The 25,764-nt window shown below is 68.7% G+C and carries 21 protein-coding genes; 13 read left to right on the forward strand and 8 right to left on the reverse strand.

Annotated features, from left to right (window positions below):
• Positions 1–2: 2 nt before the first annotated feature.
• From I6I07_RS15180 to I6I07_RS15190, 3 genes are read right to left on the reverse strand one after another with little or no spacing between them, the layout of a single operon-like run.
• The gene (locus I6I07_RS15180) at positions 3–1,550 is read right to left on the reverse strand and encodes a xylose ABC transporter ATP-binding protein (RefSeq protein ID WP_198487264.1); all 1,548 of its coding nucleotides are present in this window, start codon (positions 1,548–1,550) and stop codon (positions 3–5) included.
• Positions 1,551–1,564: 14 nt separating this feature from the next.
• Positions 1,565–2,581 carry a D-xylose ABC transporter substrate-binding protein gene (xylF, locus tag I6I07_RS15185; RefSeq protein WP_198487265.1) on the reverse strand — a complete coding sequence of 339 codons (1,017 nt, stop codon included), beginning with the start codon at positions 2,579–2,581 and terminating at the stop codon, positions 1,565–1,567.
• Positions 2,582–2,607: 26 nt separating this feature from the next.
• Positions 2,608–3,876: a carbohydrate porin gene (locus I6I07_RS15190; RefSeq protein WP_198487541.1), complete on the reverse strand. Its 1,269-nt coding sequence runs from the start codon at positions 3,874–3,876 to the stop codon at positions 2,608–2,610.
• A 368-nt stretch (positions 3,877–4,244) separates the two neighbouring features.
• Here I6I07_RS15190 and bktB point away from each other — a divergent pair, with 368 nt between their 5' ends.
• The 10 genes from bktB (at position 4,245) to I6I07_RS15240 (ending at position 16,109) form a co-directional block, all read left to right on the forward strand.
• Positions 4,245–5,426 (forward strand): beta-ketothiolase BktB, encoded by a 1,182-nt coding sequence (bktB, locus tag I6I07_RS15195; protein WP_198487266.1) that lies wholly within the window; start codon positions 4,245–4,247, stop codon positions 5,424–5,426.
• 101 nt (positions 5,427–5,527) lie between these two features.
• Positions 5,528–6,298 carry a spermidine synthase gene (locus tag I6I07_RS15200; protein WP_198487267.1) on the forward strand — a complete coding sequence of 257 codons (771 nt, stop codon included), beginning with the start codon at positions 5,528–5,530 and terminating at the stop codon, positions 6,296–6,298.
• Positions 6,299–6,482: 184 nt separating this feature from the next.
• Positions 6,483–7,232: a GntR family transcriptional regulator gene (locus I6I07_RS15205; protein WP_198487268.1), complete on the forward strand. Its 750-nt coding sequence runs from the start codon at positions 6,483–6,485 to the stop codon at positions 7,230–7,232.
• Positions 7,183–8,499, forward strand: a complete 1,317-nt coding sequence (locus tag I6I07_RS15210) for a malonyl-CoA decarboxylase domain-containing protein (protein ID WP_198487269.1) — start codon at positions 7,183–7,185, stop codon at positions 8,497–8,499. Before I6I07_RS15205 ends, I6I07_RS15210 begins: the two co-directional genes overlap by 50 nt.
• Before the next feature lie 46 nt (positions 8,500–8,545).
• Entirely contained in the window at positions 8,546–9,337 is a 792-nt protein-coding gene (locus I6I07_RS15215) for an enoyl-CoA hydratase/isomerase family protein (RefSeq protein WP_198487270.1), read from the forward strand.
• 5 nt (positions 9,338–9,342) lie between these two features.
• Positions 9,343–10,884, forward strand: a complete 1,542-nt coding sequence (locus I6I07_RS15220; protein WP_198487271.1) for a malonate--CoA ligase — start codon at positions 9,343–9,345, stop codon at positions 10,882–10,884.
• A 160-nt stretch (positions 10,885–11,044) separates the two neighbouring features.
• Complete coding sequence (locus tag I6I07_RS15225; RefSeq protein WP_198487272.1) at positions 11,045–12,019, forward strand: Bug family tripartite tricarboxylate transporter substrate binding protein; 975 nt, start codon at positions 11,045–11,047, stop codon at positions 12,017–12,019.
• 72 nt (positions 12,020–12,091) lie between these two features.
• Positions 12,092–12,598 (forward strand): sigma-70 family RNA polymerase sigma factor, encoded by a 507-nt coding sequence (locus I6I07_RS15230; RefSeq protein ID WP_198487273.1) that lies wholly within the window; start codon positions 12,092–12,094, stop codon positions 12,596–12,598.
• Positions 12,592–13,554, forward strand: a complete 963-nt coding sequence (locus tag I6I07_RS15235; protein WP_198487274.1) for a FecR domain-containing protein — start codon at positions 12,592–12,594, stop codon at positions 13,552–13,554. The genes I6I07_RS15230 and I6I07_RS15235 overlap by 7 nt, the downstream gene beginning before the upstream one ends.
• A gap of 119 nt (positions 13,555–13,673) precedes the next feature.
• Positions 13,674–16,109 (forward strand): TonB-dependent siderophore receptor, encoded by a 2,436-nt coding sequence (locus I6I07_RS15240; RefSeq protein ID WP_198487275.1) that lies wholly within the window; start codon positions 13,674–13,676, stop codon positions 16,107–16,109.
• Positions 16,110–16,136: 27 nt separating this feature from the next.
• Here the strand turns inward: I6I07_RS15240 and I6I07_RS15245 are convergent, their stop codons facing one another.
• On the reverse strand, positions 16,137–17,093 hold the full coding sequence (locus I6I07_RS15245; protein ID WP_198487276.1) for an aldo/keto reductase: 957 nt from the start codon (positions 17,091–17,093) through the stop codon (positions 16,137–16,139).
• 242 nt (positions 17,094–17,335) lie between these two features.
• On the opposite strand from I6I07_RS15245, the gene I6I07_RS15250 reads away from it, so the two are divergent.
• The 3 genes from I6I07_RS15250 (at position 17,336) to I6I07_RS15260 (ending at position 20,385) form a co-directional block, all read left to right on the forward strand.
• The gene (locus I6I07_RS15250; protein ID WP_061073742.1) at positions 17,336–18,307 is read left to right on the forward strand and encodes an ABC transporter substrate-binding protein; all 972 of its coding nucleotides are present in this window, start codon (positions 17,336–17,338) and stop codon (positions 18,305–18,307) included.
• A gap of 391 nt (positions 18,308–18,698) precedes the next feature.
• Positions 18,699–19,589 carry an ABC transporter permease gene (locus I6I07_RS15255; protein WP_198487277.1) on the forward strand — a complete coding sequence of 297 codons (891 nt, stop codon included), beginning with the start codon at positions 18,699–18,701 and terminating at the stop codon, positions 19,587–19,589.
• Position 19,590: 1 nt separating this feature from the next.
• Positions 19,591–20,385 carry an ABC transporter ATP-binding protein gene (locus tag I6I07_RS15260; RefSeq protein ID WP_198487278.1) on the forward strand — a complete coding sequence of 265 codons (795 nt, stop codon included), beginning with the start codon at positions 19,591–19,593 and terminating at the stop codon, positions 20,383–20,385.
• A gap of 96 nt (positions 20,386–20,481) precedes the next feature.
• Here the strand turns inward: I6I07_RS15260 and I6I07_RS15265 are convergent, their stop codons facing one another.
• The 4 genes from I6I07_RS15265 to I6I07_RS15280 form a co-directional block, all read right to left on the reverse strand.
• Complete coding sequence (locus I6I07_RS15265) at positions 20,482–21,180, reverse strand: aspartate/glutamate racemase family protein (RefSeq protein ID WP_198487279.1); 699 nt, start codon at positions 21,178–21,180, stop codon at positions 20,482–20,484.
• Position 21,181: 1 nt separating this feature from the next.
• Positions 21,182–22,432, reverse strand: a complete 1,251-nt coding sequence (locus tag I6I07_RS15270) for an NAD(P)/FAD-dependent oxidoreductase (protein ID WP_198487280.1) — start codon at positions 22,430–22,432, stop codon at positions 21,182–21,184.
• Between the two features lie 146 nt (positions 22,433–22,578).
• Complete coding sequence (locus tag I6I07_RS15275; protein WP_198487281.1) at positions 22,579–24,216, reverse strand: NAD(P)/FAD-dependent oxidoreductase; 1,638 nt, start codon at positions 24,214–24,216, stop codon at positions 22,579–22,581.
• On the reverse strand, positions 24,216–25,727 hold the full coding sequence (locus I6I07_RS15280; RefSeq protein ID WP_198487282.1) for a polyamine aminopropyltransferase: 1,512 nt from the start codon (positions 25,725–25,727) through the stop codon (positions 24,216–24,218). The genes I6I07_RS15275 and I6I07_RS15280 overlap by 1 nt, the downstream gene beginning before the upstream one ends.
• Between the last annotated feature and the right edge of the window lie 37 nt (positions 25,728–25,764).

Below are 25,764 nucleotides of genomic sequence, written 5' to 3' on the forward strand. Positions count from 1 at the left end.
GTTCAGGCGGCGTGCCGCAGCGGGTCGGTGTTGAGGGCGGCGGCGAGCACGCGTTCCGGCGTCAGGCCCTGGATGGGAAAGTCTCCCGCGATGCGGCCGGCATTCATGACCAGCACGCGGTCGCTCATGCCGAGGATCTCGGGCAGTTCCGACGACACCATGATGATGGCCACGCCGCGGTCGGCGAGGTCGAAGATCATCTTGTAGATGTCGTACTTGGCGCCGATGTCGACGCCGCGGGTGGGTTCGTCCAGGATCAGGACCTTGGGTTGCTTGAGCGCCATCTTCGCCAGCACCACTTTCTGCTGGTTGCCGCCCGACAGGCTGGCCACCGGCAGGCCGGGGCTGGCCGTCTTGATGCGCAGGCGCGCGATTTCGCGCTCGACCGTGGCCAGTTCCGAATCGCCATCCACCCGCGTGGCGCGGGCATGGTCGGCCAGGCTGGCCAGCGTGATGTTCTCGGCCACGCTCATCAGCGGCACGATGCCGTGGCGCTTGCGGTCCTCGGGCACCAGGCACAGGCCGTGCGCGATGGCGTCGGCGGGCGAGGCGATGCGCACCGGCTGGCCGGCCACCCGCACCTGCGCCTGGTAGCGGCCGGCGTAGGCGCCGTAGATGGCCGACACCAGTTCGGTGCGGCCCGCGCCCACCAGGCCGGCGATGCCGAGGATCTCGCCGGCGCGGACCTGCAGCGCGGCGTCGTCCACGCGCTTGCGCCGCGGGTTGGTGACGTCCCAGCAGGTCACGCCGCTGGCCTGCAGCACCACCGCGCCGGGCTGGCGTTCGGTGCGCGGAAAGCGCGATTCGAGCGCGCGCCCGACCATCAGGCCGATGATGCCGTCTTCGTCGAGGGCGGCCGCCGGCCGGGTGGCGATGTGCTGGCCGTCGCGGATCACGGTGATGGTGTCACAGACGCGCTTGACCTCGTCGAGCTTGTGCGAGATGTAGATGCAGGCCACGCCGGCGCGCTTGAGGTCCTCGATGATGGCCAGCAGCACCTCGATTTCCTTGGCGCTGAGCGAGGAGGTCGGCTCGTCGAAGATCAGCAGGCGCGCTTGCTTGGCCAGCGCCTTGGCGATCTCGAACAGCTGTTGGTGGCCGTTGCCGTAGTTCATGACGGGGGCGGCCACGTTGACGTCGGTGAGCTTGAGCCGCGCCAGCAGCTCGGCGGCGCGCCGGTGCATGGACGGGTAGTCCATGCGCCCGCCGGGCAGGCGCATTTCGTTGCCCAGGAAGATGTTCTCGGTGACGCTCAGCTGCTGCACCAGCATCAGCTCCTGGTGCAGGATGACGATGCCGGCGTGCTCGCTGTCGCGGGTCGAGCGCGCGCGCAGCTCGCGCCCTTCCCACAGGATCTGGCCCTGGTAGCTGCCGTGCGGGTAGACCCCCGACAGCACCTTCATCAGGGTTGATTTGCCGGCGCCGTTCTCGCCGCACAGCCCCAGGCATTCGCCGGGGCGCACGCTCAGGCTGACGCCCGAGAGCGCGCGCACGCCGGCGAATTCCTTGACGATGCCGCGCATTTCAAACAGCGGTTGCTGCTGCTCCATGGTGCGTCTCCCGGCTACTTGCCCGCGATCTGGTCTGCCGTATAGAACCCGTCCTTGACCAGGATGTCCAGATTGTCGCGCGTGATCAGCGTGGGCGTGATGAGGAGGGAATTGACCTCGCCCTTGCCGTTGTCGAGCTTGGCGTTGAAGGCGGGGGTCTTGCCCTGCACCAGGTTGACCGCCATCTGCGCGGCCGCCTCGGCGATGGCCTTGATCGGCTTGTAGACCGTCATGGTCTGCGTGCCCGCCGCCACGCGGCGCACGCCGGCCAGGTCGGCGTCCTGGCCGGACACCGCGACCTTGCCCGCCAGTTTCTGGCTCGTCAGCGCCTGGATCGCGCCGCCGGCCGTTCCGTCGTTTGACGCAACGATGGCCTGGATGTTGTTGTCGTTGGCGTTGAGCGCGTTCTCGATGATGGTCTGGGCCTTGGACGGATCCCATTCGGGCGTCCACTGCTCGCCGACGATAGTGATGTCGCCCTTGGCGACCAGCGGCTTGAGCACGTTCATCTGGCCTTCGCGGAACATGCGCGAGTTGTTGTCGGTCGAGGCGCCGCCCAGCAGGTAGTAGCGGCCCTTGGGCACGGCGTCGACCATGCCCTGGGCCTGCATTTCGCCTACCTTGATGTTGTCGAACGACACGTAGCCGTCCAGCGGCGCGCCCAGGATCAGCCGGTCGTAGGCGATGACCTTGATGCCGTTGCGGTGCGCCTTGGCGATGGCGCTGCCCAGCACCTTGGAGTTGAACGGCACGATGACCAGCGCGTCCACGCCCTCGGCGATCAGGTTCTCGACCTGGGCGATCTGGCGCGACTCGCTGGCGTTGGCCGATTGCACGTTGACCTTGGCGCCGAGCGCGGTGGCGGCCTCGACGAAATAGTTGCGGTCGCGGGTCCAGCGCTCGACCCGCAGGTCGTCGATGGAAAAGCCGATCACCGGAGCGTCCTTGCTGGCGTGGGCGGCGGGGCTGGCGAGCAGGACCGCGGGCATGGCCAGCGCGCAGGCCAGCAGGCGGCGGAAGAATGGGGTCATGTCAGTCTCCTAGTGGCGCGTCGCGCTCAGAAAGTGATACCGGTCTTCAAGCCCACGATGAAGGCGTCGTGGTTGGCGCTGGTGCCGCCAGGATGCCTGATGTACTGCAGATTGGGGCGCAGGTAAATGGACGGGATCGGCGACCAGCTGTAGTAGGCCTCGGCCACGTACTCGTAGCCGTCGCCCACCTTGGTGCTGGTGCCCAGGCGCTGGTCCTGCTGGCGCACGTAGTCGGCATAGCGGCCGTTGTTGTGGGTCGCGCCGATCGCCACGCCGATGACGTCGCGCGCCAGGCCGAACGGTCCTTTGTACTGCAGCCCGAGCGCGATCTGGTGATCCTGCGCGGCGGTGGCGCGGTCGGCCTGCGACACGTTCAGGAACACCGAGGCGCCGCGGCCGCCGGCGGTGCCGCTGACCTGCTGCTCGAAGTTGAGATAGAAACCATACTGGCCGTTGCGCTCGCGCGGCGCCAGCCCGGTCTGGCCGCGCGGCGCGTGGTTGATGTCCTGGTACAGGTCCTTGCCGTCGGAGGTGTTGTACCAGGCGCCGAACTTGTACGAGCCAGGCAGGCCGTTCCAGGCCGGCAGCCAGCCGACTTCCACCGGGATCAGCGCGCCGGTGGTGCCGTTGGGATTGTCCAGCGACAGCCCGTGGCGGCGCGCGTAGCCGTCGTCCACGTAGTTGGGATTGACCTGGTAGACGCCCGCCTGCACGTAGGTCTGTTCGGACGTGTTGACCTTCAGGCGCGTGGCCCACTGGCTGGTCGGCCAGTTGACCCAGTAGCTGCCCACCAGGTTGCCGGGCTGCGAGCCGCAGAAGGTCAGGTTCTGGAAGTCGCAGGAAAAGCTGGCGAAGTCCTCGCCCACCGTGAGACGGCCGATCTTCCACTGCACCCGGTTGTCCAGGAAGGCCTGGTTCAACCAGAACTGCGTCATGTGCCAGGTCTGGCCGCGGCCGTAGACCTCCTGGATCAGCATGTTGTTGCCGATGCCGGCGTCCGCGCCCAGGTTGCGGCCGTTGCGGTCGGTGATGGTCATCTGGAACGTGCCGCCATGCCAGCCGAGCAGCTTGTCCAGGTCCATCGTGGCGCCGATGACCCACTGGTCGGTGTAGCGCGTCAGCTTGTCCTGGCCGCCGCTGAAGTTGTGCGCGGCCTCGCCGGTGTAGCCCAGGTTCAGGGTCACGCCGCTTTCGGCCAGGCGGGTGCGCAGGCCACCCCAGTCGCCCAGCAGGTAGGGGCTGGTTTGCAGATCGTAGGCCTGGGCGGCGCCGGCGGCCGACAGCAGGCCGGCCATCAGCAGCCGCGGCAGCCAGCGGCCGGATGGCGCGGGAGGGGACGGGAAACGCAGGGGCCGCAGGTGCACGCCGGTCCCTGCCGCTGCCGGAAGGCAGGGAGGTATTGCCATGACTTTGTCTCCTGATGCCGCCCGTGCCGTGGGCCGTCGCGGCTTGTTTTCGTTGACCGGCAGGTACCGGCGAAGCTAGTGTCTGTAAAAATGACAGCGCTGTCAATTGTGATCGGGATTAGGGATTGCCCGGGGAGGGCGGTGTTTTTCCAGGGGCCGGGAAAGACGACTTTCGCCTGGCGAGAGTGGCGCGCCGAGGGGCGGCGGGAGGCGCCGGGCGCGCGAGTATGATGGGCAGATAACCAGGAGGAAACATCATGAATGAAGTCATCGTCGCGTCCGCCGTCCGTACCGCCATCGGCGACTTTGGCGGCGCGCTGAAGGACGTGCCGCCCTGCGATCTGGGCGCCACGGTCATCAAGGCCGCGCTGGAACGCGCGGGCGTCAAGGGCGACGAGGTCGGCCATGTGGCCGTGGGCCACGTCATCAATACCGAGCCGCGCGACATGTACCTGTCGCGCGTCGCCGCCATGAACGCGGGCATCGCCAAGGAAACGCCGGCCTTCAACGTCAACCGCCTGTGCGGCTCGGGCCTGCAGGCCATCGTCTCGGCGGCCCAGACCATCCTGCTGGGCGACGCCGAGATCGCCATCGGCGCCGGCGCCGAGAGCATGAGCCGCGCGCCGTACATCGCGCCGGCGCAGCGCTGGGGCGCGCGCATGGGCGACAGCGTGATGCAGGACATGATGACCGGCGCGCTGTCCGATCCGTTCGGCCGCATGCACATGGGCGTGACCGCCGAGAACGTCGCGGCCCAGTTCGGCATCAGCCGCCAGGACCAGGACGCGCTCGCCGCCGAATCGCATCGCCGCGCCGCCAACGCCATCGAGGCCGGCTATTTCCGCGACCAGATCGTGCCGATCGTGCAGAAGACGCGCAAGGGCGAGGTCGTGTTCGATACCGACGAACATGTGCGCCGCGACGTCACGGCGGACAGCCTGGCCACGCTCAAGCCGGTGTTCCAGAAAGAAAACGGCACCGTCACCGCCGGCAACGCCTCGGGCCTGAACGACGGCGCCGGCGCGCTGGTGCTGATGAACGCCTCGGTCGCCGCCAAGCGCGGCGTCAAGCCGTTGGCGCGGCTGGTGGCGTACGCCCACGCGGGCGTCGACCCGACCATCATGGGCATCGGTCCGGTGCCGGCCACGCAGGCCGCGCTCAAGCGCGCCGGCCTGACGGTGGACCAGCTCGACGTGATCGAGGCCAACGAGGCCTTCGCCGCGCAGGCGTGCGCGGTGACCCGCGAACTGAAGCTGGACCCGGCCAAGGTCAACCCGAACGGCAGCGGCATCGGCCTGGGCCACCCGATCGGCGCCACCGGCGCCATCATCACCGTCAAGGCGCTGCATGAACTGCAGCGGGTGCAGGGCCGCTACGCGCTGGTGACCATGTGCATCGGCGGCGGGCAGGGCATCGCGGCGATCTTCGAGCGCATCTGAGCGACGCGTCATCGATGCGCCATTGACGGCGCATCCCGCATCCGGGGCGGGCCGCAATGGCCCGCCCTTGTCGTGATTGGCGCCGGCCCTACAATCGCGCCATGTACAAATCCAAATTCCCCTCCGAACTCGACCAGCCGACCTTGTCGGAAGTGGACGGCGTGCGCTATCTGCACTTCAACACCGAATGGGTCCAGGGCGCCATGCGCATCAAGAACCCGGCGGAACTGGTGCTGGAATACACCAGCCAGATGATGGCCTGGCTGCTGTTCCTGGAACCGCCCAAGGACGAGGCCATCGGCATGTTCGGCCTGGGCGCCGGTTCGCTGGCGCGGTTCTGCGCCAAGCAGACGCGCGCGCCGCTGCTGGCGGTGGAATGGAATCCGCGCGTCACCGCCGCCTGCCACATGTTCTTCCGCCTGCCGGGCGAGAACCGGCTGCGGGTCGAGTACGCCGACGCCGCCGAATGGGCCGCCGATCCGCTCAACGCCGGCCGCTGCCCGGTGCTGATGGTCGACCTGTACGACGCCTTGGCGCAGGGTCCGGTGCGCGACAGCGTCAAGTTCTACCGCGATTGCCGCCGCGTGCTGGGCGAGGTCGGCGTGGTGGCGGTGAACCTGTTCGGCCGTCACGAAAGTTTCGGCAAGAACATCGACAATCTGTCCAAGGCCTTCGACGACCGCATCGTGCTGCTGCCCGAGATCGACGCCGGCAACCAGATCGTGCTGGCGTTTTCCGGGCCGCGCCTGGCGGTCACGCCGGCCGAGCTGCTGGCGCGAGCCGAGGTGGTCGAATCCCGCTACGGCTTGCCGGCGCGCCGCTGGGCGCGCTCGCTGACCCGCCACGCGGTCGACGGCATCCTGCATTTCTAGGCCGTCCCTGTTTTCCCGCGGCCGGTGCGGCCGCGGGCGACAGTTCCCGTTCACATGTTTTCGTCCCCGCGAGCGGCGCCTTAGGGCAAGTCCTTACAACATCCGACTAGTCTGATTCATTGGGGCAGGACTATGATGGGCTTATTCATAATTATGAATTACGGCGCTGTCAGGCCGTCTGCCCATGACCTCACCCATCGTCCGGCAAGCCCTGTACCTGGAAGTCGCGGATCGTCTTCGCGCCATGATCCATGCGCGCGTGCTGCGCAATGGCGAGTGGATCGACGAGCTGCGCCTGGCCGGTGAACTGGGCATCTCGCGCACGCCGCTGCGCGAGGCGCTGAAGGTGCTCGCCACCGAGGGCCTGGTGCGGCTGGAGCCGCGCCGCGGCTGCTTCGTCAATGAACTGTCGGCGCAGGACCTGGAAGACATCTTCCCGCTGATGGCCATGCTGGAAGGGCGCTGCGCCCACGAGGCGGCGTGCAAGGCCTCGGACGCGCAGCTGGAGGCGCTGGCGCCGCTGCACGAGGCGCTGGCCGGCCATGCCGCCGCCGGCCGCATCGACGCGTATTACCAGACCAATTACCTGATCCACGAAGCGGTGCAGGCGCTCGCCGGCAACCAGTGGCTGGTCGACATGGTGGGCAACCTGCGCAAGGTGCTGAGCCTGTCGCGCCACCGCAGCCTGGCCTGGCCCGGCCGCATCGAGGAATCCTGCGCCGAGCACCTGGCGATCTTCGAGGCCCTGCGGGCCCGCGATCCCGAACGCGCCGAGGCGCTGGCGCGCCATCACCTGATGCGCCAGCTCGAAGTGCTGCGCGCACTGGCCGCCGATGACGAGGCGCCGCCGCTTTCCGATCTTCCCGTTGCAGAGGAGTCCGTCCATGAACGCACCCGTCCATCTCGAGTCCGCGCGCGGCGCACGCACGCCTGACACCGACGCCGAGTCGGGCGAGACCGCCGCGGATGCCGGCGACAGCCTGATCACGCGCCTGGGACGCCTGTGGGAACGCGGCCGCCTGCCGAGTGAATCCGAAGTGCGGCGCTTGTTCGAGGCCCGCCTGACCGACGTGGCCGCCAACAAGCTGGCTCGGCGCTGGCGCGAGCTGTATGTGGCGGCCGACGGCAAGGACCGGCGGCTGATGCTGGCCGCGCTGACGCAGGTGCGCGGCACGTTCGCCGGCGATGGCGGCGAGGGCGTACGGTTCTTCAAGCGTCTGAACGCGCAGCCGGCGGGCCTGCGCTTCCTGGTGGAGCTGCGCGCCGACATGCTGCGCTGGCGCAAGCAGGTCGCGGGCGTGCAGGCGCTCGACAAGGACCTGGAAGGCCTGCTGTCGGCGTGGTTCGACGTCGGCCTGCTGGAGCTGCGGCCGCTGACCTGGGATTCGCCGGCCTCGCTGCTGGAAAAGCTGATCATCTACGAGGCGGTGCACGAGATCCAGTCGTGGGACGACCTGCGCCACCGCGTGGCGCCGGATCGCCGCTGCTACGCCTATTTCCATCCGCAGATGCCGGACGTGCCGCTGATCTTCGTCGAAGTGGCGTTTGCCGGCAGCATGGCCGACAACGTGCAGGCGGTGCTGGACAGCGCCGCGCCGCGGCAGGACCTGGGCAAGGCGCGCTGGGCGATCTTCTATTCGATCTCTAACACGCAGCCGGGCCTCAAGGGCATCAGCTTCGGTAACTTCCTGCTCAAGCGGGTGGTCGAGCAGTTGCTGGAGGAGCTGCCGCAGCTCAAGTCGTTCGCGACCCTGTCGCCGATTCCGGGCTTCGCCGACTGGCTCGGCAAGCTGGACGCCGACGCGGTCGAGGCCATCGTGCGCGAGGACAAGTCGCGCGCCAAGGCGCGCCAACGCGCCGGCGTGCCGGACGGCCAGCGCTGGGTGGCGCGGCTGGCGCGCGCCGCGCAGGGCAAGGCGACGCCCGACGTGGTCAAGCGCGCCGGCTTCCGGCTGGCCGCGCACTATCTGCAAGCCATGAAGAACGGCCTGCCGCTGGACGCCGTGGCGCGCTTCCACCTGGGCAATGGCGCGCGCATCGAGCGCCTGAACTGGGCGGCGGACGTTTCGGCCAAGGGCCTCAAGCAGTCCTGCGGCCTGATGGTCAATTACCTGTACGACCTGGATGAACTGGACGGCAACCTGGCGCGCCTGCACGACGGCAAGCCGCAGGTCAGCCGCAGCGTGGTGCGCGCGGCCTGAGCGGCGGCGCGCCACGACCCATAAAACACATAACCAGCGAGGGGACATGACGGACGACATGGCAGGCCGTGTGCGGCTGCAGCGCGACGGGCAACTGGCCTGGGTGACGCTGTCGCACCCGGGGCGGCTGAACGCCATCACCGTGGGCATGTGGCGCGAACTGCGCGATGTGTTCACGCGCATCGCCGCGGACGACACGCTGCGTTGCGTGATCGTGCGCGGCGAGGGCGGCAATTTCGCCGCGGGCGCGGACATCCGCGAGTTTCCGGTCGAGCGCGCCGACGCCGCGGGCGTGCAGCGCTACCACCGCGAGATACTGGCGCCCGCGTTGACGGCCGTGGCGCAATGCCCGCATCCGGTGGTGGCGCAGATCGAAGGCGTGTGCGTTGGCGGCGGGCTGGAGATCGCCTGCCAGTGCGACCTGCGCATCGCCGGCGAATCGGCGCGCTTCGGCGTGCCGATCAACCGGCTGGGCTTTCCCATGGCGCCCGATGAAATGCGCGGCCTGCTGGCATTGGCCGGCCGCGCCGCGACCCTGGCCATCCTGCTCGAAGGCCGCGTGTTCGGCGCCGCCGAGGCGCGGGACCTGGGCCTGCTGACGCGCATCGTGGCCGACGCCGAGGTGGCCGCGCAGGCCCAGCGCAGCGCCGAGCGCATCAGCCAGGGCGCGCCGCTGGCCGCGCGCATCAACAAGCGCCTGTCCGCCCGCCTGGCGCAGGGCGGCGCCTTGACCGAGGCCGAATACCAGGATTATTTCTCCTACGCCGACAGCCGCGACCACAAGGAGGGCGTGCGCGCCTTCCTGGCCGGCGTAGACCCCCACTTTTCCGGAGACTGAAGACGGTGAGCAACGCCAATCTATATGCTGTGCTGGAGGGCGGATTCCCCGCCGATCGCAAACAGGTCGCGCTCGAAACCCCCGAGCTGGCCTACACCTGGGACGACATCGACCGCGCCACGGCCTGCCTGGCGAATCTGCTGACCTCGCTCAAGCTGCCCGCGGGCGCGCGGGTCGCGGTGCAGGTCGAGAAATCGCCCGAGGCCCTGCTGCTGTACCTGGCCACGCTGCGCGCCGGCCTGGTGTACCTGCCGCTGAACACCGCCTACCGCGAAGCCGAGATCGAGTACTTCCTGGGCAACGCCGAACCGGCGGTGGTGGTCTGCGCCAGCAAGAACCGCGACTGGGTCCAGCGCGCCGCCGACAAGGCCGGTTGCGCCCACGTCTACACGCTCGACGAAGACCGCACCGGCACCTTGCTGGATGCCGCCGGCGGCCTGTCGCAGGCCTTCAAGACCGTCAAGCGCAAGCCGGACGACCTGGCCGCGATCCTCTACACGTCCGGCACCACCGGCCGTAGCAAGGGCGCGATGCTGTCGCATGGCAACCTGGCGTCCAACGCGCAGGTGCTGCACAAGTACTGGGGCTGGCGTTCGGACGACGTGCTGCTGCACATGCTGCCGATCTTCCACGTGCACGGCCTGTTCGTGGCCTCGCACGGCGCGCTGCTGGCCGGCGCCAAGATGATCTGGCTGCCCAAGCTGGACGCCGACCAGGCGCTGCGCTATCTGCCGCAGAGCACGGTGATGATGGGCGTGCCGACCTACTACGTGCGGCTGCTGGCCGACAAGCGCTTCAACCGCGACGCGTGCGCCAACATGCGCCTGTTCATCTCGGGCTCGGCGCCGCTGCTGTCCGAGACCTTCAACGATTTCCGCGAGCGCAGCGGCCACGCCATCCTGGAACGCTACGGCATGAGCGAGACCGTCATGCTGACCTCCAACCCGTATGACGCGGCCGATGGCGAACGCCTGGCCGGCACGGTGGGCCGGGCCTTGCCGGGCGTGCAGGTGCGGGTGGTGGACGACGCCGGCATCGCGCTGGCGCCGGGCGAGATCGGCAACGTGCAGGTGCGCGGGCCCAACGTGTTCTCGGGCTACTGGCGCATGCCGGAAAAGACCCGCGAGGAATTCACCCGGGACGGCTGGTTCAAGACCGGCGACGTGGGCCGCTGGGGCGGCGAATCCGCCGGCCGCGACGTGCCCGCCGACTACCTGTCGATCGTCGGCCGCAGCAAGGACCTGATCATCTCCGGCGGCTTCAACGTCTATCCGAAAGAGATCGAGACGCTGATCGACGACATGCCGGGCGTGGCCGAGTCGGCCGTCATCGGCGTGCCGCACGCCGACTTCGGCGAAGCGGTGGTGGCGGTGGTGGTGCCCAAGGAGGGCGTGTCGCTGGACGCCGCCGCGATGCAGGCGGAGCTGAAGGCACGCATCGCCAACTTCAAGGTGCCCAAGCGCGTGCACATCGTCGACCAGTTGCCGCGCAACACCATGGGCAAGGTGCAGAAGAACGTGCTGCGCGAAACCTATCAGGCGCTGTAGCGCCCTCATGCCGGGCCGGTCCATCGGGGCCGGCCATTTTTTTCAAGGAGCCCGATCCCTTCCAGAACGATTCCCGAACCAGGCAGCATCCCAACCCAAGAACACAAGAGACGAGACGCGGGAAACGCGCCGTCCCCACGCTGCAGCAAGAGGAGACAATATGAAATACCGCACACTCGCCGCGGCCCTGCTGGCCACGCTGGCCGCCGGTTTCGCCGGCAGCGCCGGCGCCGCGTCCTGGCCGGAACGGCCCATCACGCTCATCGTGCCCTTTCCCGCCGGGGGCGGCACCGATACCTTCGCCCGGCCCCTGGCCCAGCAGTTGACGATGCAACTGGGCCAGTCAGTGGTGATCGACAACAAGGGCGGCGCGGGCGGCACCGTCGGCGCGGGCGTGGCCGCCAAGGCCCGACCCGATGGCTACACCTTCTTCATGGGGGGCGCGCACCACGCGCTGGCGCCGTCGCTGTACAAGAGCCTGAACTACAACATCCAGAAGGACTTCGTGCCGGTGGCGCTGGTGGCGCAGCCGCCGCAGGTGGTGGTCATCAACGCCACCAAGCTGCCGGTCAAGACGCTGCAGGAATTCATCGCCTACGCCAAGCAGCATCCCGGCGACGTCAACTTCGGCACCGCCGGCAAGGGCAGCACGCACCACCTGGCCGGCGAGCTGTTCGCGATGCAGACCGGCATCAAGCTGGTCGACGTGCCGTACCAGGGGGCCGGCCCGATGCTGACCGCGCTGATCGGCGGGCAGGTGGACCTGGCCTTCGACGGCCTGGGTTCGTCTTCCGGCCACATCCGTTCGGGCGCGATCAAGCCGCTGGCGGTGGCCGCGGAGCAGCGCTCGCCGTCGTTGCCGGATGTGCCGACCGCGGCCGAGGCCGGGGTGCCGAACTACGTGGTGTCGACCTGGTATGCGATCTGGGCGCCCGCCGGCACGCCGCAGGAGGCGGTGGACCGCATGACCGCCGAGATCACCAAGGCCCTGAACACGCCCAAGATCAAGGAGACCTGGGAGAGCAACGGCACCTCGGTGCCGACGCTGACCGGTCCGGCCTTCGGCAAGTTCGTCGACAGCGAAGTGGCGCGCTGGGCCAAGGTGGTGTCGGACTCGGGGGTGAAGCTGGATTGATGCGCGGTCGGACCGGAGTGGATTACAATTGATAACCATTATCATTATTCCATCCACCTTCCGGTCCGTAGCATGGCCATCAATCACAGCGGCGCTCACGCGCCTGTCGAAGGGCTTTACCAGCAACACCAGTCCTGGCTGCGCGATTGGTTGCGGCGCAAGACCGGCTGCCCGTTCGACGCGGCCGACCTGACGCAGGACACCTTCCTCAAGGTGCTGCTGCGCGCCGGGGAGGCGCGCAGCTACCGCGAGCCGCGCGCCTACCTGGTGACCATCGCCCATGGCCTGATGGTCAACCTGTTCCGGCGCCGCGACATCGAGCGCGCCTATCTCGACACGTTGGCGGCCCACGAAGAGGGGCTGGCCCCGTCGCCCGAACGCCGCGCGTTGGCGCTGGAGGCGCTGGTCGAGATCGACCGGTTGCTCGACGGCCTGCCGCCCAAGGTGCGCAAGGCGTTCCTGTTGTCGCAACTGGAAGGGCTGCGCCACGGCGAGATCGCCGAATGCCTGCAGGTCTCGGTCAGTTCCGTGCGCCAGTATCTGGCACGCGCCATGCAGCATTGCCTGTCGGCATGGTGAACGGCCGGGCCGACAAGCTGCCCGAGGCCGTGATCCGCGAAGCCAGCCTGTGGTTCGTACGGCTCGGGGCGGAAGAGGCGGGCGCCGCCGATACCGCGGCGTGGCGCCGCTGGCTGCAGGCCAGTCCGGCGCACCAGGCCGCCTGGGATCGGGTGGAATGCCTGGGCCGCCAGTTCGGCCAGGTCGACCCGCAGGCCGGGATCGCCGCGCTTGACCAGCCTCGCTCGCGGGGCCGGCGTCAGGCCTTGAAGGCGCTGTCGCTGGCGTTGGGCGCGGGCGGCTTGACCGCCGCGGGCCTGCAATGGCAGACCTGGACAGCGGCGCTGAGCACGCGCGTCGGTGAGCGCCGCAGCGTCACGCTGGACGACGGCAGCATCCTTACATTGAATACCGACAGCGCAGCCGACGTGCGCTTCGATGCCGGCCAGCGCCTGGTCATCCTGCGGCGCGGAGAATTGCACGTGGCGTCGCATCCCGACGCGCGCCAGCCGCCGCGGCCGCTGCGGGTGGTCACGCCCATGGGCCAGGTCACGGCGCTGGGCACGCGCTACACGGTGCGGCTGCTGGACGGGCAGGCCTGGACCGCCGTAAGCGAAGGCGCGGTACGGATCGAGCCCGCGAATGGCGCCGCCGACGCGGCGCGCACCATCGAGGCCGGCTTCTCGGCGTACTTCGACCGCGTCCTGGTGCAGCCGGCGCGGCCGGCGCCGCATGCCGCCGCCTGGGTCCAGGGCGCGCTCTATGCCGACAACATGCGGCTGGACGACTTCATCGCCGAGCTGGGACGGCACCGGTCCGGCCGCATCGCCTGCGATCCCGCGGTGGCCGCGTTGCGCATTTCCGGCTCTTTCCCGCTGGGCGACAGCGACCGCATCCTGGCCGCGGTCGAGCGCGCGCTGCCAGTGCGGGTCGAGCGCTACACGCGTTATTGGGTGACGCTGCGGGCCAGGCCTTGAGCCGCATGCGGCGGGCCACGCGCCAGCCGTCCAAAAAAAACAGACAGGGCCTGTCACTTTCGTGGTCTCGATTGGCATACGGGTGTAGCCCCGACTTTCTTTGCCTGGAAACCCACGATATGTCTCTGCCTTTTTCTCCTATCCACCCTGACGCGCCGGCCAGTCCGCGCATGAAGGCGTTCGCCGCGCTGGTGCTGGCCGCCATGGCGGGCGGCGCCCTGGCGCCGCAGCCGGTGCGCGCGCAGGCCGCGCCGGCCGCCACCGCTGGCCGCGGCGTCAATGTGCCGGCCGGTCCGTTGGGCGCGGCGCTGGCGGGGTTCGCGCAACAGGCACGGGTGCTGCTGTCGTTCGACCCGGCCTTGACCGAGGGCATGCAGAGCCCTGGCCTGCAAGGCGATTACAGCGTGGAGCAGGGCTTTGCCGCGTTGCTCGCGGGCACGTCGCTCGAGGTCTTGCGCCGTGGCGACGGCGACTATCTGTTGCAGCGCGCCGGCCAGACCACCCAGCTGGCGCCGGTGCTGGTGCTGGGGGCCGGCGCCACCACGGAAGGCTCCGGCCTCTACACCGCCGACTGGATGCGTTCGGCCAACGGACTGGTGCTGTCGCAGCGCGAAACGCCGCAGTCCACCAGCGTGCTGACCCGCCAGCAGCTGGACGATCGCTCCATCAGCAGCGTGCGCGACGTGATGGAAAACGCCACCGGCATGAATGTGCAGCAGGCCGAATCGGAACGCCTGAGCTACTACTCGCGCGGCTTTTCCCTGGATACGTTCCAGTTCGACGGCGTGGTCAAGCCGCTGAACGGGCTGTACCAGTTCGGCGATGGCAACCTGGACCCGGTGATCTACGACCACGTCGAGATCATTCGCGGCGCGACCGGCCTGATGAGCGGCACCGGCAATCCGGGCGGCTCGGTCAATTTCATCCGCAAGCGGCCGACGCGTGATTTCCAGGGCAGCGTGAAGGCGGCCGCCGGCACCGAGGATACCTATCGGGGCGAGATCGATCTGTCGACGCCGTTCAACGAGTCGGGCTCGGTGCGAGGCCGGCTGGTTGGCGCCAAGGAGCGCCGCGGCGACACGATGGACCTGTACAAGAAAAAGCGCGACGTGCTCTACGGCATCGTCGAGGCCGACGTGGCGGCGGCGACCACGGTCAGCCTGGGCGGGTCGGTGCAACGCACCCGGCCCAGCGGCATCAGCTGGGGCGGACTGCCGGCGCTGGACGCCGAGGGCAAGCCGATCGATTGGCCCAAGGGCCAGGCCATGGGCGCCAAATGGTCGCGCTGGGACACCGATTCGCACGAGTATTTCGCCCAGGTCGAGCACGGTTTCGCCAACGGCTGGAACGCGCGCCTGTCATACACGCGGCTGGAGAACACCTTCAACGCGCCGCTGCTGTTCACCTCCGACGTGCCGCTGACCATCGATGGCTTTTCCGAACCGCCGCTGCTGCGCAAGTTCAAGGGCGGCAGCGACCAGGACGTGTACGGCGGATCGCTCGACGGCGGCTTCGATGCCTTCGGCCGGCGTCACCAGTTCAACCTCGGTTTCTCGCATTCGGTCATCAAGGCCTGGAACCAGAGCTGGGACACCAGCGACCAGGCGGGCTATCCGATCCCGGACATCAAGAACTGGACCGGCGACTGGCCCACGCCCACCTGGGACATCCTGTCGCTGTCGCAAACCCATCGCGACAAGCAGACCGGCATCTACGGCACCTTGCGCCTGGGACTGACCGACAGCTTGCACCTGCTGACCGGCGCGCGCTGGACCCGCTGGGAGTCCACCGAGACCAGCGGCGGCGTCACAGGCTATTCGCACACTTATTCGGAAGTCACGCCCTACGTGGGCCTGACCTATGACCTGGACGATACCTATACCGCCTACGCCAGCTATACCAACATCTTCCAGCCGCAGATGGTGAAGACGCGCGACTGGAGCATGGCGGGGCCGGCCTACGGCCACAACTACGAGGCGGGACTGAAAGCGTCGTACCTGGACGGACGCCTGAACGCGTCGGTGGCGGTGTTCCAGACCGACCAGAAGGATGTCGCGGAGTATGGCGGCTATGACTACGCGCACGACGACGGCTGGTACTACATCCTGGATGGCACCCGCACCCGCGGTTTCGAGGTCGAGTTGGCGGGCGAGGTGACGCCGGGCTGGAATGTGTTCCTGGGGTACACCTACCGCCAGTCCAAGGACAACGAGGGCAAGAAAGTGCAGACCACCCAGCCGGAGCAACTGCTCAAGCTGAGCACCGCCTACCGCCTGCCGGGCGCCTGGAACAAGCTGACGGTGGGGGGCGGCGTGCGCTGGCAGAGCCAGACCAGCGCGCAGACCTATTACGGCCTGCAGTCCGGCGCGATCGTGCAGAAGCCATACGCGTTGTTCGACCTGATGGCGCAGTACAACTTCAGCGACAAGACCCAGCTGCAGCTCAATGTGCGCAACCTGGCCGACAAGAAGTACTACCGCTCGATGGGCTTCTACAACTCGGTCTTTTACGGCGAAGGCCGCAGCGCGCTGGTCACGCTGACCCAGCGCTTCTAGGGCCTGCGCCGCGACCGCCCGGGCGTTTCAGCGCCAGTCGCTGGCCAGGCTGAGCCTGGCCAGCTGGTCGCGCGTCAGCGTCAGGCTGGCGGCCTTGACCAGTTCGTCCAGCTGCGCCAGCGATGTCGCGCTGACGATCGGCGAGGTAATGCCCGGCTGCGCGATCTGCCAGGCCAGCGCGGCCTGCGCGGGCGTACAGTTGGCATCCTCGGCGACTTCATCCAGCGCCTTCAGGATGCGGTAGCCGCGATCGTTCAGGTAGGTGTCGACGATCTTCTTGCCGCGCGCGCTCTTGCCGACGTCGGCCGGGCTGCGGTACTTGCCGCTGAGAAAGCCGCTGGCCAGCGCGTAATAGTTGATGGTGCCCAGGTCCTGCGCCTTGACCAGCGCCTGCAGGTGGCCTTCGAACGGTTCGCGGCTGTACAGGTTGTATTCCGGCTGGATGCTCTCGTAGCGCGGCAGGTTGTGCCGTTCGCTGGCGATCAGCGCTTCGGACAGGCGCACCGCGGTGTAGTTGGAGGCGCCGATGGCGCGCACCTTGCCGGCCTCGATCAGCTTGGCGTACTCGCCCAGCGTGTCGGTGAGCGGGGTGTCGGGGTCGTCCTTGTGCGACTGGTACAGGTCGACGTGGTCGGTCTGCAGCCGCGCCAGCGAGGCGTCCAGCGAGCGCCGGATGTAGGCCGGCGCCAGGCCCTTGGCGTCCGGGCCCATCTCCATGCCGACCTTGGTGGCGATCAGCACGCGCTCGCGCTTGCCCGAGCGCTTGAGCCATTTGCCGATCAGGGCCTCGGATTCGCCGCCCTGATTGCCCGGCACCCAGCGCGAATAGACGTCGGCGGTGTCGATGAAATTCAGGCCCGCGTCGACCAGGGCGTCCAGCAGCGAAAAGGTGCCGGCTTCGTCAACGGTCCAGCCGAAGACGTTGCCGCCGAAGGTGAGGGGAGGGATCTGCAGGCCGGAACGGCCCAATGCGCGTTTGATCATGATGTGGCCCTTTGGATGTCGCGGATGTCGTGTCGCGCGGGGGCGGCGCTTTTAGTATATTGGCGCCGCGCGCCCCGGCATGGGGCAGGCGTGCCGCGCATGCACCATTTCAGGGATTCCCCCCAAGTGAATTTGTGTTGCGACACGTTAGACTATACGGCTTTACGGCTGTCCGGACCGCGGGGAAGCCCGCGGAACAGCCGTAATAATGAACAAATACCAAGGGTTCAAGGAGCTTACCTATGCTGATCGGAAAAAAACATTTTCTGACGGTTGGCGCGATGGCGCTGGCGATGGCGATCGCCGCGCCGGTGGCGGCGCAGCAGAAGTCGGTGGCGATCACCGCCATCGTCGAGCATCCGGCGCTGGACGCCGTGCGTGACGGGGTGCAGGACGCCCTCAAGCAAGCCGGTTACGAGCCGGGCAAGAACCTGAAGTGGCAATACCAGAGCGCGCAGGGCAACACCGGCACCGCCGCCCAGATCGCGCGCAAGTTCGTCGGCGACAAGCCTGACGCCATCGTCGCCATCGCCACCCCGTCGGCCCAGGCCGTCGTGGCCGCCACCAAGGACGTGCCGGTGGTCTATTCCGCCGTGACCGACCCGGTCGCCGCCCAGCTGGTGCCCAGCATGGACGCCTCGGGCACCAACGTCACCGGCGTGTCGGACCTGCTGGCGCTGGACAAGCAGGTCGAGTTGATCAAGAAGATCGTGCCCAACGCCAAGCGCGTCGGCATGGTCTACAACCCGGGCGAGGCCAACTCGGTCGTGGTGGTCAAGAAGCTGCAGGAACTGCTGCCCAAGTCGGGCATGAGCTTGGTCGAAGCCGCCGCCCCGCGTTCGGTCGACGTGGCTTCCGCCGCCCGCAGCCTGATCGGCAAGGTCGACGTCATCTACACCAACACCGACAACAACGTGGTGTCGGCCTACGAGTCGCTGGTGAAGGTCGGCAACGACGCCAAGATCCCGCTGATCGCCTCGGACACCGACAGCGTCAAGCGCGGCGGCATCGCCGCCCTGGGCATCAACTACCGTGACCTGGGCGTGCAGACCGGCAAGGTCGTGGTGCGCATCCTCAAGGGCGAGAAGCCCGGCGCCATCCCGTCCGAAACCATCTCCAAGCTCGAGCTCTACGTGAACCCGGGCGCCGCCGCCAAGCAAGGCGTGACGCTGTCCGACGCGATCATCAAGTCGGCCGCGGTGGTGGTAAAGTAAAGCGCAAGTCGTTCGGCCCCGCCCGTGCCCACCCGGCATGAGCGGGGTTTTGTTTTATCTTGTTTTCTTGTGTTTTCCCCGCGCCGGTACGCGGGGTCCACAGGGCGGCAGCATTCACAAGATGCGCGCGGCCCGGCGCGATGGCGTTGGCCTTGAACGGCAGGTCGGTCACGGACCGCATGCCGCGTTTTGCTCCCCTGGAGCGCCCCTCAAGCAGCCCGCTTGCGGCCCTGGCCGCCAAGCCCGGCAACGCCTTGGCAGGAATCGAGAGAAAATCGCACGGCAGGAAACGTTTATTGCGAAAGCTCGGGTAAAACTGACCCCGAAACGCAAGAATTTGGACGTTCCCAATCTCTAATATGCTCGTTCCTTACCTGATTGGATTTGACCCATGTCATTGTTCTCGTTGCTAGGCGCGCTGGAGATCGGCCTGATCTTCAGCCTGGTGGCCTTGGGCGTATATATCTCCTTTCGCCTGCTGCGCTTTCCGGACCTGACCGTTGACGGCAGTTTCCCGCTGGGCGGCGCCGTCTGTGCCACGCTGATCGCCTCGGGCACCGACCCATTCGTTGCCACCATCGCCGCCACCTTCGCCGGCGCGGCCGCGGGGCTGGTCACCGGCTGGCTCAACGTCAAGCTCAAGATCATGGATCTGCTGGCCAGCATCCTGATGATGATCGCGCTGTATTCCGTGAACCTGCGCATCATGGGCAAGCCCAACGTGCCGCTCATCACCGAACCCACCGTCTTCACCATCCTGCAGCCCGGCTGGCTGTCGGACTACGTGGCGCGGCCGCTGATCCTGCTGGTCATCGTGATCCTGGCCAAGCTGGCGCTGGACTGGTTCTTCGCCACCCAGACCGGCCTGGCGGTGCGCGCCACCGGCTCGAACGGCCGCATGGCCCGCGCGCAGGGCGTGAACACCGGCCGCATGATCCTGGGCGGCATGGCGCTGTCGAACGCGCTGGTCGCGATGGCCGGCGCGCTGTTCGCGCAGACCCAGGGCGGTTCCGACATCTCCATGGGCATCGGCACCATCGTCATCGGCCTGGCCGCGGTGATCGTCGGCGAAAGCATCCTGCCGTCGCGCAAGCTGGTGCTGGCCACGCTGGCCGTCATCATCGGCGCCATCGTCTACCGCTTCTTCATCGCGCTGGCGCTGAACAGCGATTTCATCGGCCTGAAGGCGCAGGACCTGAACCTCGTCACCGCGGTGCTGGTCACGGTCGCCCTGGTCATTCCCATGCTCAAGCGCCGGCTGTTCGGCAAGAAGGGGCGCTGATATGCTGTCCGCAAAAGACCTCAAGATCACCTTCAACGCCGGCACGCCGATCGAGACGCGCGCGCTGCGCGGGCTGTCGCTGGACATCCCCTCGGGCCAGTTCGTCACCGTCATCGGTTCCAACGGCGCCGGCAAGTCGACCTTCCTGAACGCCGTCTCGGGCGACCTGCCGGTCGATTCGGGCCGCATCGAGATCGACGGCGCCGATGTCACGCGCCAGCCGGTGTGGGGCCGCGCCTCGCGCGTGGCGCGCGTGTTCCAGGATCCGATGGCCGGCACCTGCGAAGACCTGACCATCGAAGAGAACATGGCGCTGGCGCAGTTGCGCGGCGCGCGCCGCGGCTATGGCCGCGCGGTCAAGGCCTCGATGAAGGAAGGCTTCCGCGAACGCCTGGCCACGCTTGGCCTGGGCCTGGAAAACCGCCTGACCGACCGCATCGGCCTGCTCTCGGGCGGCCAGCGCCAGGCCGTGAGCCTGCTGATGGCGGCGCTGCAGCCGTCGCGCATCCTGCTGCTGGACGAGCACACCGCCGCGCTCGACCCGCGCACCGCCGACTTCGTGCTGCAGCTGACGGCGCGCATCGTGTCGGAAAGCAAGCTGACCACCATGATGGTCACGCACAGCATGCGCCAGGCGCTGGACGTGGGCGACCGCACCGTGATGCTGCACCAGGGCCAGGTGGTGCTGGACGTGTCCGGCGACGAACGCCGCGGCATGGACGTGCCGGACCTGCTGGCCATGTTCGAGCGCGTGCGCGGCGAGAAGCTGTCGGACGACGCTTTGCTGCTGGGCTGATCGACCGGTCCGGCCGCCGTCAGGCGCAAGACCCGGCGTGGATCCCTCGGGATCGCGCCGGGTTTTTTCATGCCGGCGCGCGGGGGTAAAAGGCCGTCAGGCCGCCAGCGCGCGCCAGGTGCGCAGCAGCAGCGTCTCGATGTCGTGCACCGGCAGGCCGGTGGCGCGCGCCACGGCCTCGCGGTAGGGCGGCATGTTGGTGCATTCGAGCACGATGTCGCTCAGGCCCGGGGCGCGCCGCGCCAGTCGTTCGGCCGCGGCGACCACGTTGCGCTCGACCTCCCGCAGGTCCATGTCGATGGCGTTCTCCAGGATGCGCGCCTGCATTTCGCAGCCGGGCGCCAGGCCTTCGACCACGGCGTTGGCCGGCACGCCGGCCGCGTCCAGCACGGCGCGCTCGAGCGAGGCCGCGTCGAAGGTGACGATGCCCACCCGCGCCAGCCCGCGGCATTGCAGCAGGCTCGACGTCACCACCGGCACCGGCACGGCGGCCTGCAGGGCATCCTGGTAGCGCGCCAGGAAACCGCAACTGGTGGAGATCAACGCCGCGCCGTCGCGCGCCAGGCCGACGGCGGCATCGATGAACGGTTGCAGGAAGGCCGGGTCGGCCTCCTGCACGATCTTGCGCGGCGAGGCGCCCCGCACCGTGACGAAGCGCGCGGGGATGCCGGCGCGGGCGTAGGTCTGGGGATTGCCGACGTCGCCGGGCGGGCGCGGAAAGCGCGTGTCCAGCATCAGCAGGCCGAGGAAGCCGGCGGGGGCGGTGGTGGTCGGATCCATGCGGGCTGGCGGCATGTCAGAGGAAGCGTTCCGGGCGGAATGCACCGTGGCGGCTCGCGGCGGCGCCGTCGGTCATCAATTCCCCCAGTATCTGCGCGGTGCCTGGCGCCGTGCTGAAACCGATGTGCTGGTGGCCCAGCGCCAGCCACAGGCCCGGATGGCGCGGCGCCTGGCCGATCATCGGGCGGCTGTCCGGCAGCGTGGGACGACGGCCGAGCCAGGCCTGCGGATCCAGCCGCGGGCCCAGGCCGATGGCCTCGCGCGCCCGGGCCTCGGCCAGATCCAGCTGGACGGGGCGGGCGGGCGCGTCGCAGTCGTCCAGCTCGACCCCGGTGGTCAGCCGCAGGCCGCGCGCCATGGGCGACAGCACGTAGCCGCCGCCGGTGTCGTAGACGGGACGGACCAGCGCCGGGCCGTCGGCGGCGCCGTAATGCATGTGATAGCCGCGCTCGAACGCCAGCGGCAGGTCGATGCCGGTGGTCTTGAGCAGGGCCTTGGACCACGGGCCCAGCGCCACCACCAGCTCGGGGGCGGCCAGGGTTTGCGCGCCGGCGTCGCCCTGCACGACCCAGCCGCGCCCGCCGTCGCGGCGGATGGCGGCGGCCCGCAGCGTGCGGAAGATGCCGCCCGAGCGCTGGAACAGGTCGGCGTAGGCCGCGGTCACGGCGCCGGGATCGTCCACCGAATACGAGCCCTGGATCCACAGCGCGCGCGGGAAGATCGGCGCCAGGGCGGGCTCCAGCCGCGCCAGGTCGGCGCCATCCAGCGCCTGGGTCGGCACCTGGTGGCGGGCGTAGGCCTCGCGCGCCAGGGCGCCGCCCTGCCACGCCTGTTCGCTGCGGAACAGGAAGATCCAGCCGCTGTCGCGCAGGCGCTGACGGGCGCCGGCCTGGTCCAGCAGGCGCAGGTGTTCGGTCGCCGACCGCCGGATCAGGCTGTCGAGCGCCGCCGTGGTTTCGCGGAACACCGATGGCCGGGCGCGCGCCAGGAAGCCCGCCGCCCAGCCCAGGTTGCGGGCCAGGTACGAGGCGCGGTAGCGGAACTGGACGGTGTCATTGCCCAGCAGCCGGGGCAACTGGCGCCACAGGCCGGGGTGGTTGAAGGGCATGAGGGAGCTGCGGGCCAGGACGCCGGCGTTGCCGGATGACGTTTCCCGGCCGGGATCCTGGCGGTCGACCAGGGTGACCTGCATGCCGCGGCGCTGCAGTTCCAGCGCGCAGCAGACGCCGACGATGCCGGCGCCGAGCACTATGACTTGCTTTCCCATCGTCGCTGTCGCTACTTGAGTCGGTACGGAATCAAGGGGGGGGTAAGCGGCCGATTGTAGGGCAGCGGGCAAGCGTCAGCGAGAGCGGGCAATCCATGATTGCGACGCCGCGCCGGGCGGCCGCCAGGCGGGTCTGCCGGCGGCGATCAGGCCGGCGGCCGCTGCCCCAGGATGCGGCCGGCCGCCGCCACGCCCCACCACGCGGCCTCTTCGAACACCGAATACCCGGACAGGTCGGCATGGGCGAACAGTACCGGGCCGTCGACCTCGCGCAACGCCGCCAGGCCGGCGTTCGACAGGTAGCCGCAATAGGGCGACGCCATGGCGTGGCCGCGCACGGTGATCTCCAGCTGGCGGGCGCGGCGCCAGAACTCGTCGCCATAGGCGGCGACCAGGTCGGCGGCGGCCTCGTCGCGCAGCGCCTCGGGCGAGGCGCCGGCCAGCCATTGGCGCGCGTCCTGCGGCGTGCGGGCGCTGAGCGCGTGATAGGCGGTGAACACGGTGCGGGGCGAGCGCGCCACGCGCAGCAACTGGTGGGTCGAGACCACGTAGCCCAGCGCCTGGCCCTGGTAGACCACGTTGTCCCACGACAGCGGTTCGCCCGGCGCCTCGCGCGGATAGCCGTCCATCACGAAGTTCGACACCAGCCAGGGCGCGTGCGGCGAGGCATGCGTGGCCGGATCGTAGCCATAGGCGCGGATGTCCGGCAGGATGCGCTGCGCTACGAACAGCGGCATGGCGCAGACCGCGCGTTGCGCCTCCAGCGTGTAGACGCTGGTGGCCGCGCCCGGGGCGAGGCAATCGATGCGCGGGCCGGCGGCGCTTTCGCGCAGCCGCGCGGTGGTGCCCGGCAGCAGCCAGCCGCCGTGGCCGAGGCGGGCGCTGATGGCGTCGCGCAACCGCTGCACCAGCGGCGCCAGGCCGCCCGGCCAGGTCAGCACCGCGCCTTCGTTGGCGTTGGCGGCGTGGCCGTCGCGGCTGGCGAAATAGTGCAGGCCGGCCCAGGCCGAGACCCGGTCGTAGGGCGCGCCGTAGTCATCGCGGCAGCAGTAGTTCAGGTACCAGTGCAGCGCGGGCGAGGTGTAGCCCTCGCGCTCGAGCCACTGTTTGAAGGTCAGCGCGTCCAGCGCGCGCCAGGCCGGATCGCGCGAGGACAGCACGATCGGGATGCAGAAGACCTTGCGGCCGTCGCTGCCGGTCGCGCCGTGCAACTGGTCGACCCGCGCCAGGAACTTGCGGTGCTGTTCGATATCGGCCTCGGACAGGCCGTGCATCGGCAGCAGGCCGTCTTCCCAGCGGCCGTCGCGCAGCAGGCGTTCCTGCGGCGAATGCGCCAGGATGGCCTCGTCGTAATAGGGCCGCTCGCCGAAGGCGTCGCGTTCGGCGATGCCGAAGTCGGCCAGCATCTCGCGCACGTGGGTGGACTGCATCGACGGCAGCGGCAGGTAGTGCGCGCCAAGCGGATAGTCCAGGCCGTCGCGCGCACCGGCGGCGGCATTGCCGCCGTATTCGGGGCCCTCGACCACGACGAAATCGGTAAAGCCTTCGCGCGCCAGTTTCCAGGCGCACGACAGCCCTGCCACGCCGGAACCCAGGATCGCCACCTGGCAGCGGCGGCTGCCTGAGGACGGCGGCAATGCCGCGCCATCGCGCAGCGCGTGGCCGGCCTGCATGCCGGGATAGCGAACCTCGGGCGTGGTCTCGACCACGCGCGAACGGTAGTAGCCCGCCGTGCCCGCGGCGGCGGCGGTGGCCGCGCCCAGCAGGAAGGTGCGGCGGCGCATCAGCGGATGACCCTGCGCCAGTCCTCGTCGAAGTAGCGCACGAGCGACTGTTCGTTCAGGCGGTTCGGCGGCATGGCCAGCGCCGGCATGTCGGCGGGAAAGTGGAACAGCTCGCGCAGGGTGGCGGGGTCGAGGTAGCGGGTGGGCACGCTGATGGCGTCCGGCGGCGTGTAGTCGCGGCGCTTGCCGGCCAGGATGAAGCCCCAGTCGCCGAACGACGGCACGTAGGCGTGGTACGGCCAGGTGTTCAGGCCGGCTTCCTTGAGCGTGGCGTCCACGCTCCAGAACGAGCGCGGCGCGAAGTAGGGCGAGGTCGACTGGATCACCATGTAGCCGTTCTCGGCCAGGTGCCGCGCCATCAGGTGGTAGACCGGCACCGAGTACAGCCGGCCCAGGCCGAAGTTGGACGGATCCGGAAAGTCCACCACGATGAAGTCGTAGACCTCGGCGTGGCTTTCGAGCCAGCGGCCGGCGTCGTCGTTGATGACGGTGACGCGCGGATCGGTCAGCGAGCCCTGGTTCAGTTTCGTCAGCGGTTCGGAGCGCGAGAACAGGCCGGTCATGGCCGGGTCCAGGTCCACCAGCGTGACGTGCTCGACGTGCTTGTACTTGAGGATCTCGCGCACCGCCAGGCCGTCGCCGCCGCCCAGCACCAATACGTTGCGGGCCCACGGCAAAGCCTGCAGGCCCGGGATCACCAGCGACTCGTGATAGCGGTGTTCGTCGCGCGACGAGAATTGCAGGTTGCCGTTGATGTACAGCCGCAGGTCGTCATGCCAGCGCGTCACGATCAGGCGCTGGTAGGGCGTGGTCTCGGCGTGCACCACGTCGTCGCCGTACAGGCCTTTCTCGGCCCAGGCCGTCATCTGGCCGGAAAACAGGAAGCCCAGCGCCAGCAGGCCCAGCACCACGCCGCCGCGCACGGCGCGTTCGGCCGGACGCCGGATCTCGTTGCGGAACAGCCAGGTGGTCCACAGCGCCACGCTGGCGTTGAGCATGCCGAACAGGAAGCCGGTGCGCAGCAGGCCCAGCTTGGGCGCCAGCAGCAGCGGGAATACCAGCGACACGGCCAGCGCGCCGAGGTAGTCGAAGGTCAGCACGCGGCTGACGATCTCGCGGAACTCGGCCTTGCGCTGGTTGAACACCCGCATCACCAGCGGGATCTCCATGCCAACCATCAGCCCGATGATGAACACGCCGACATACAGCGCCGCGCGGAAGGGCGCCGACAGCCAGGCGAAAACCAGGAACAGGACGGCGGCGGAAACACCGCCCAACAAGGCGACGGCCAGCTCGACGTCGATGAACCGATTCAAAACGTCGTCGTCTTTTACATATTTTGACAACCACGATCCGATGCCCATCGCGAACAGATAGCAGCCGATGACGGACGAGAACTGGAGAATGGAATCCCCCAGCAGATAGCTGGCGAGCGCGCTGCTGATGAGCTCGTAGCCCAGGCCGCAGGACGCGACGATCAATACCGAGAGGATGAGAACGCGGTCGCGCATGGGGGTTCCGACTCTGAAAATGCGTTCGCAGTATATC

Source organism: Achromobacter deleyi (assembly GCF_016127315.1).
GTDB classification, from domain to species: domain Bacteria; phylum Pseudomonadota; class Gammaproteobacteria; order Burkholderiales; family Burkholderiaceae_B; genus Achromobacter; species Achromobacter insuavis_A.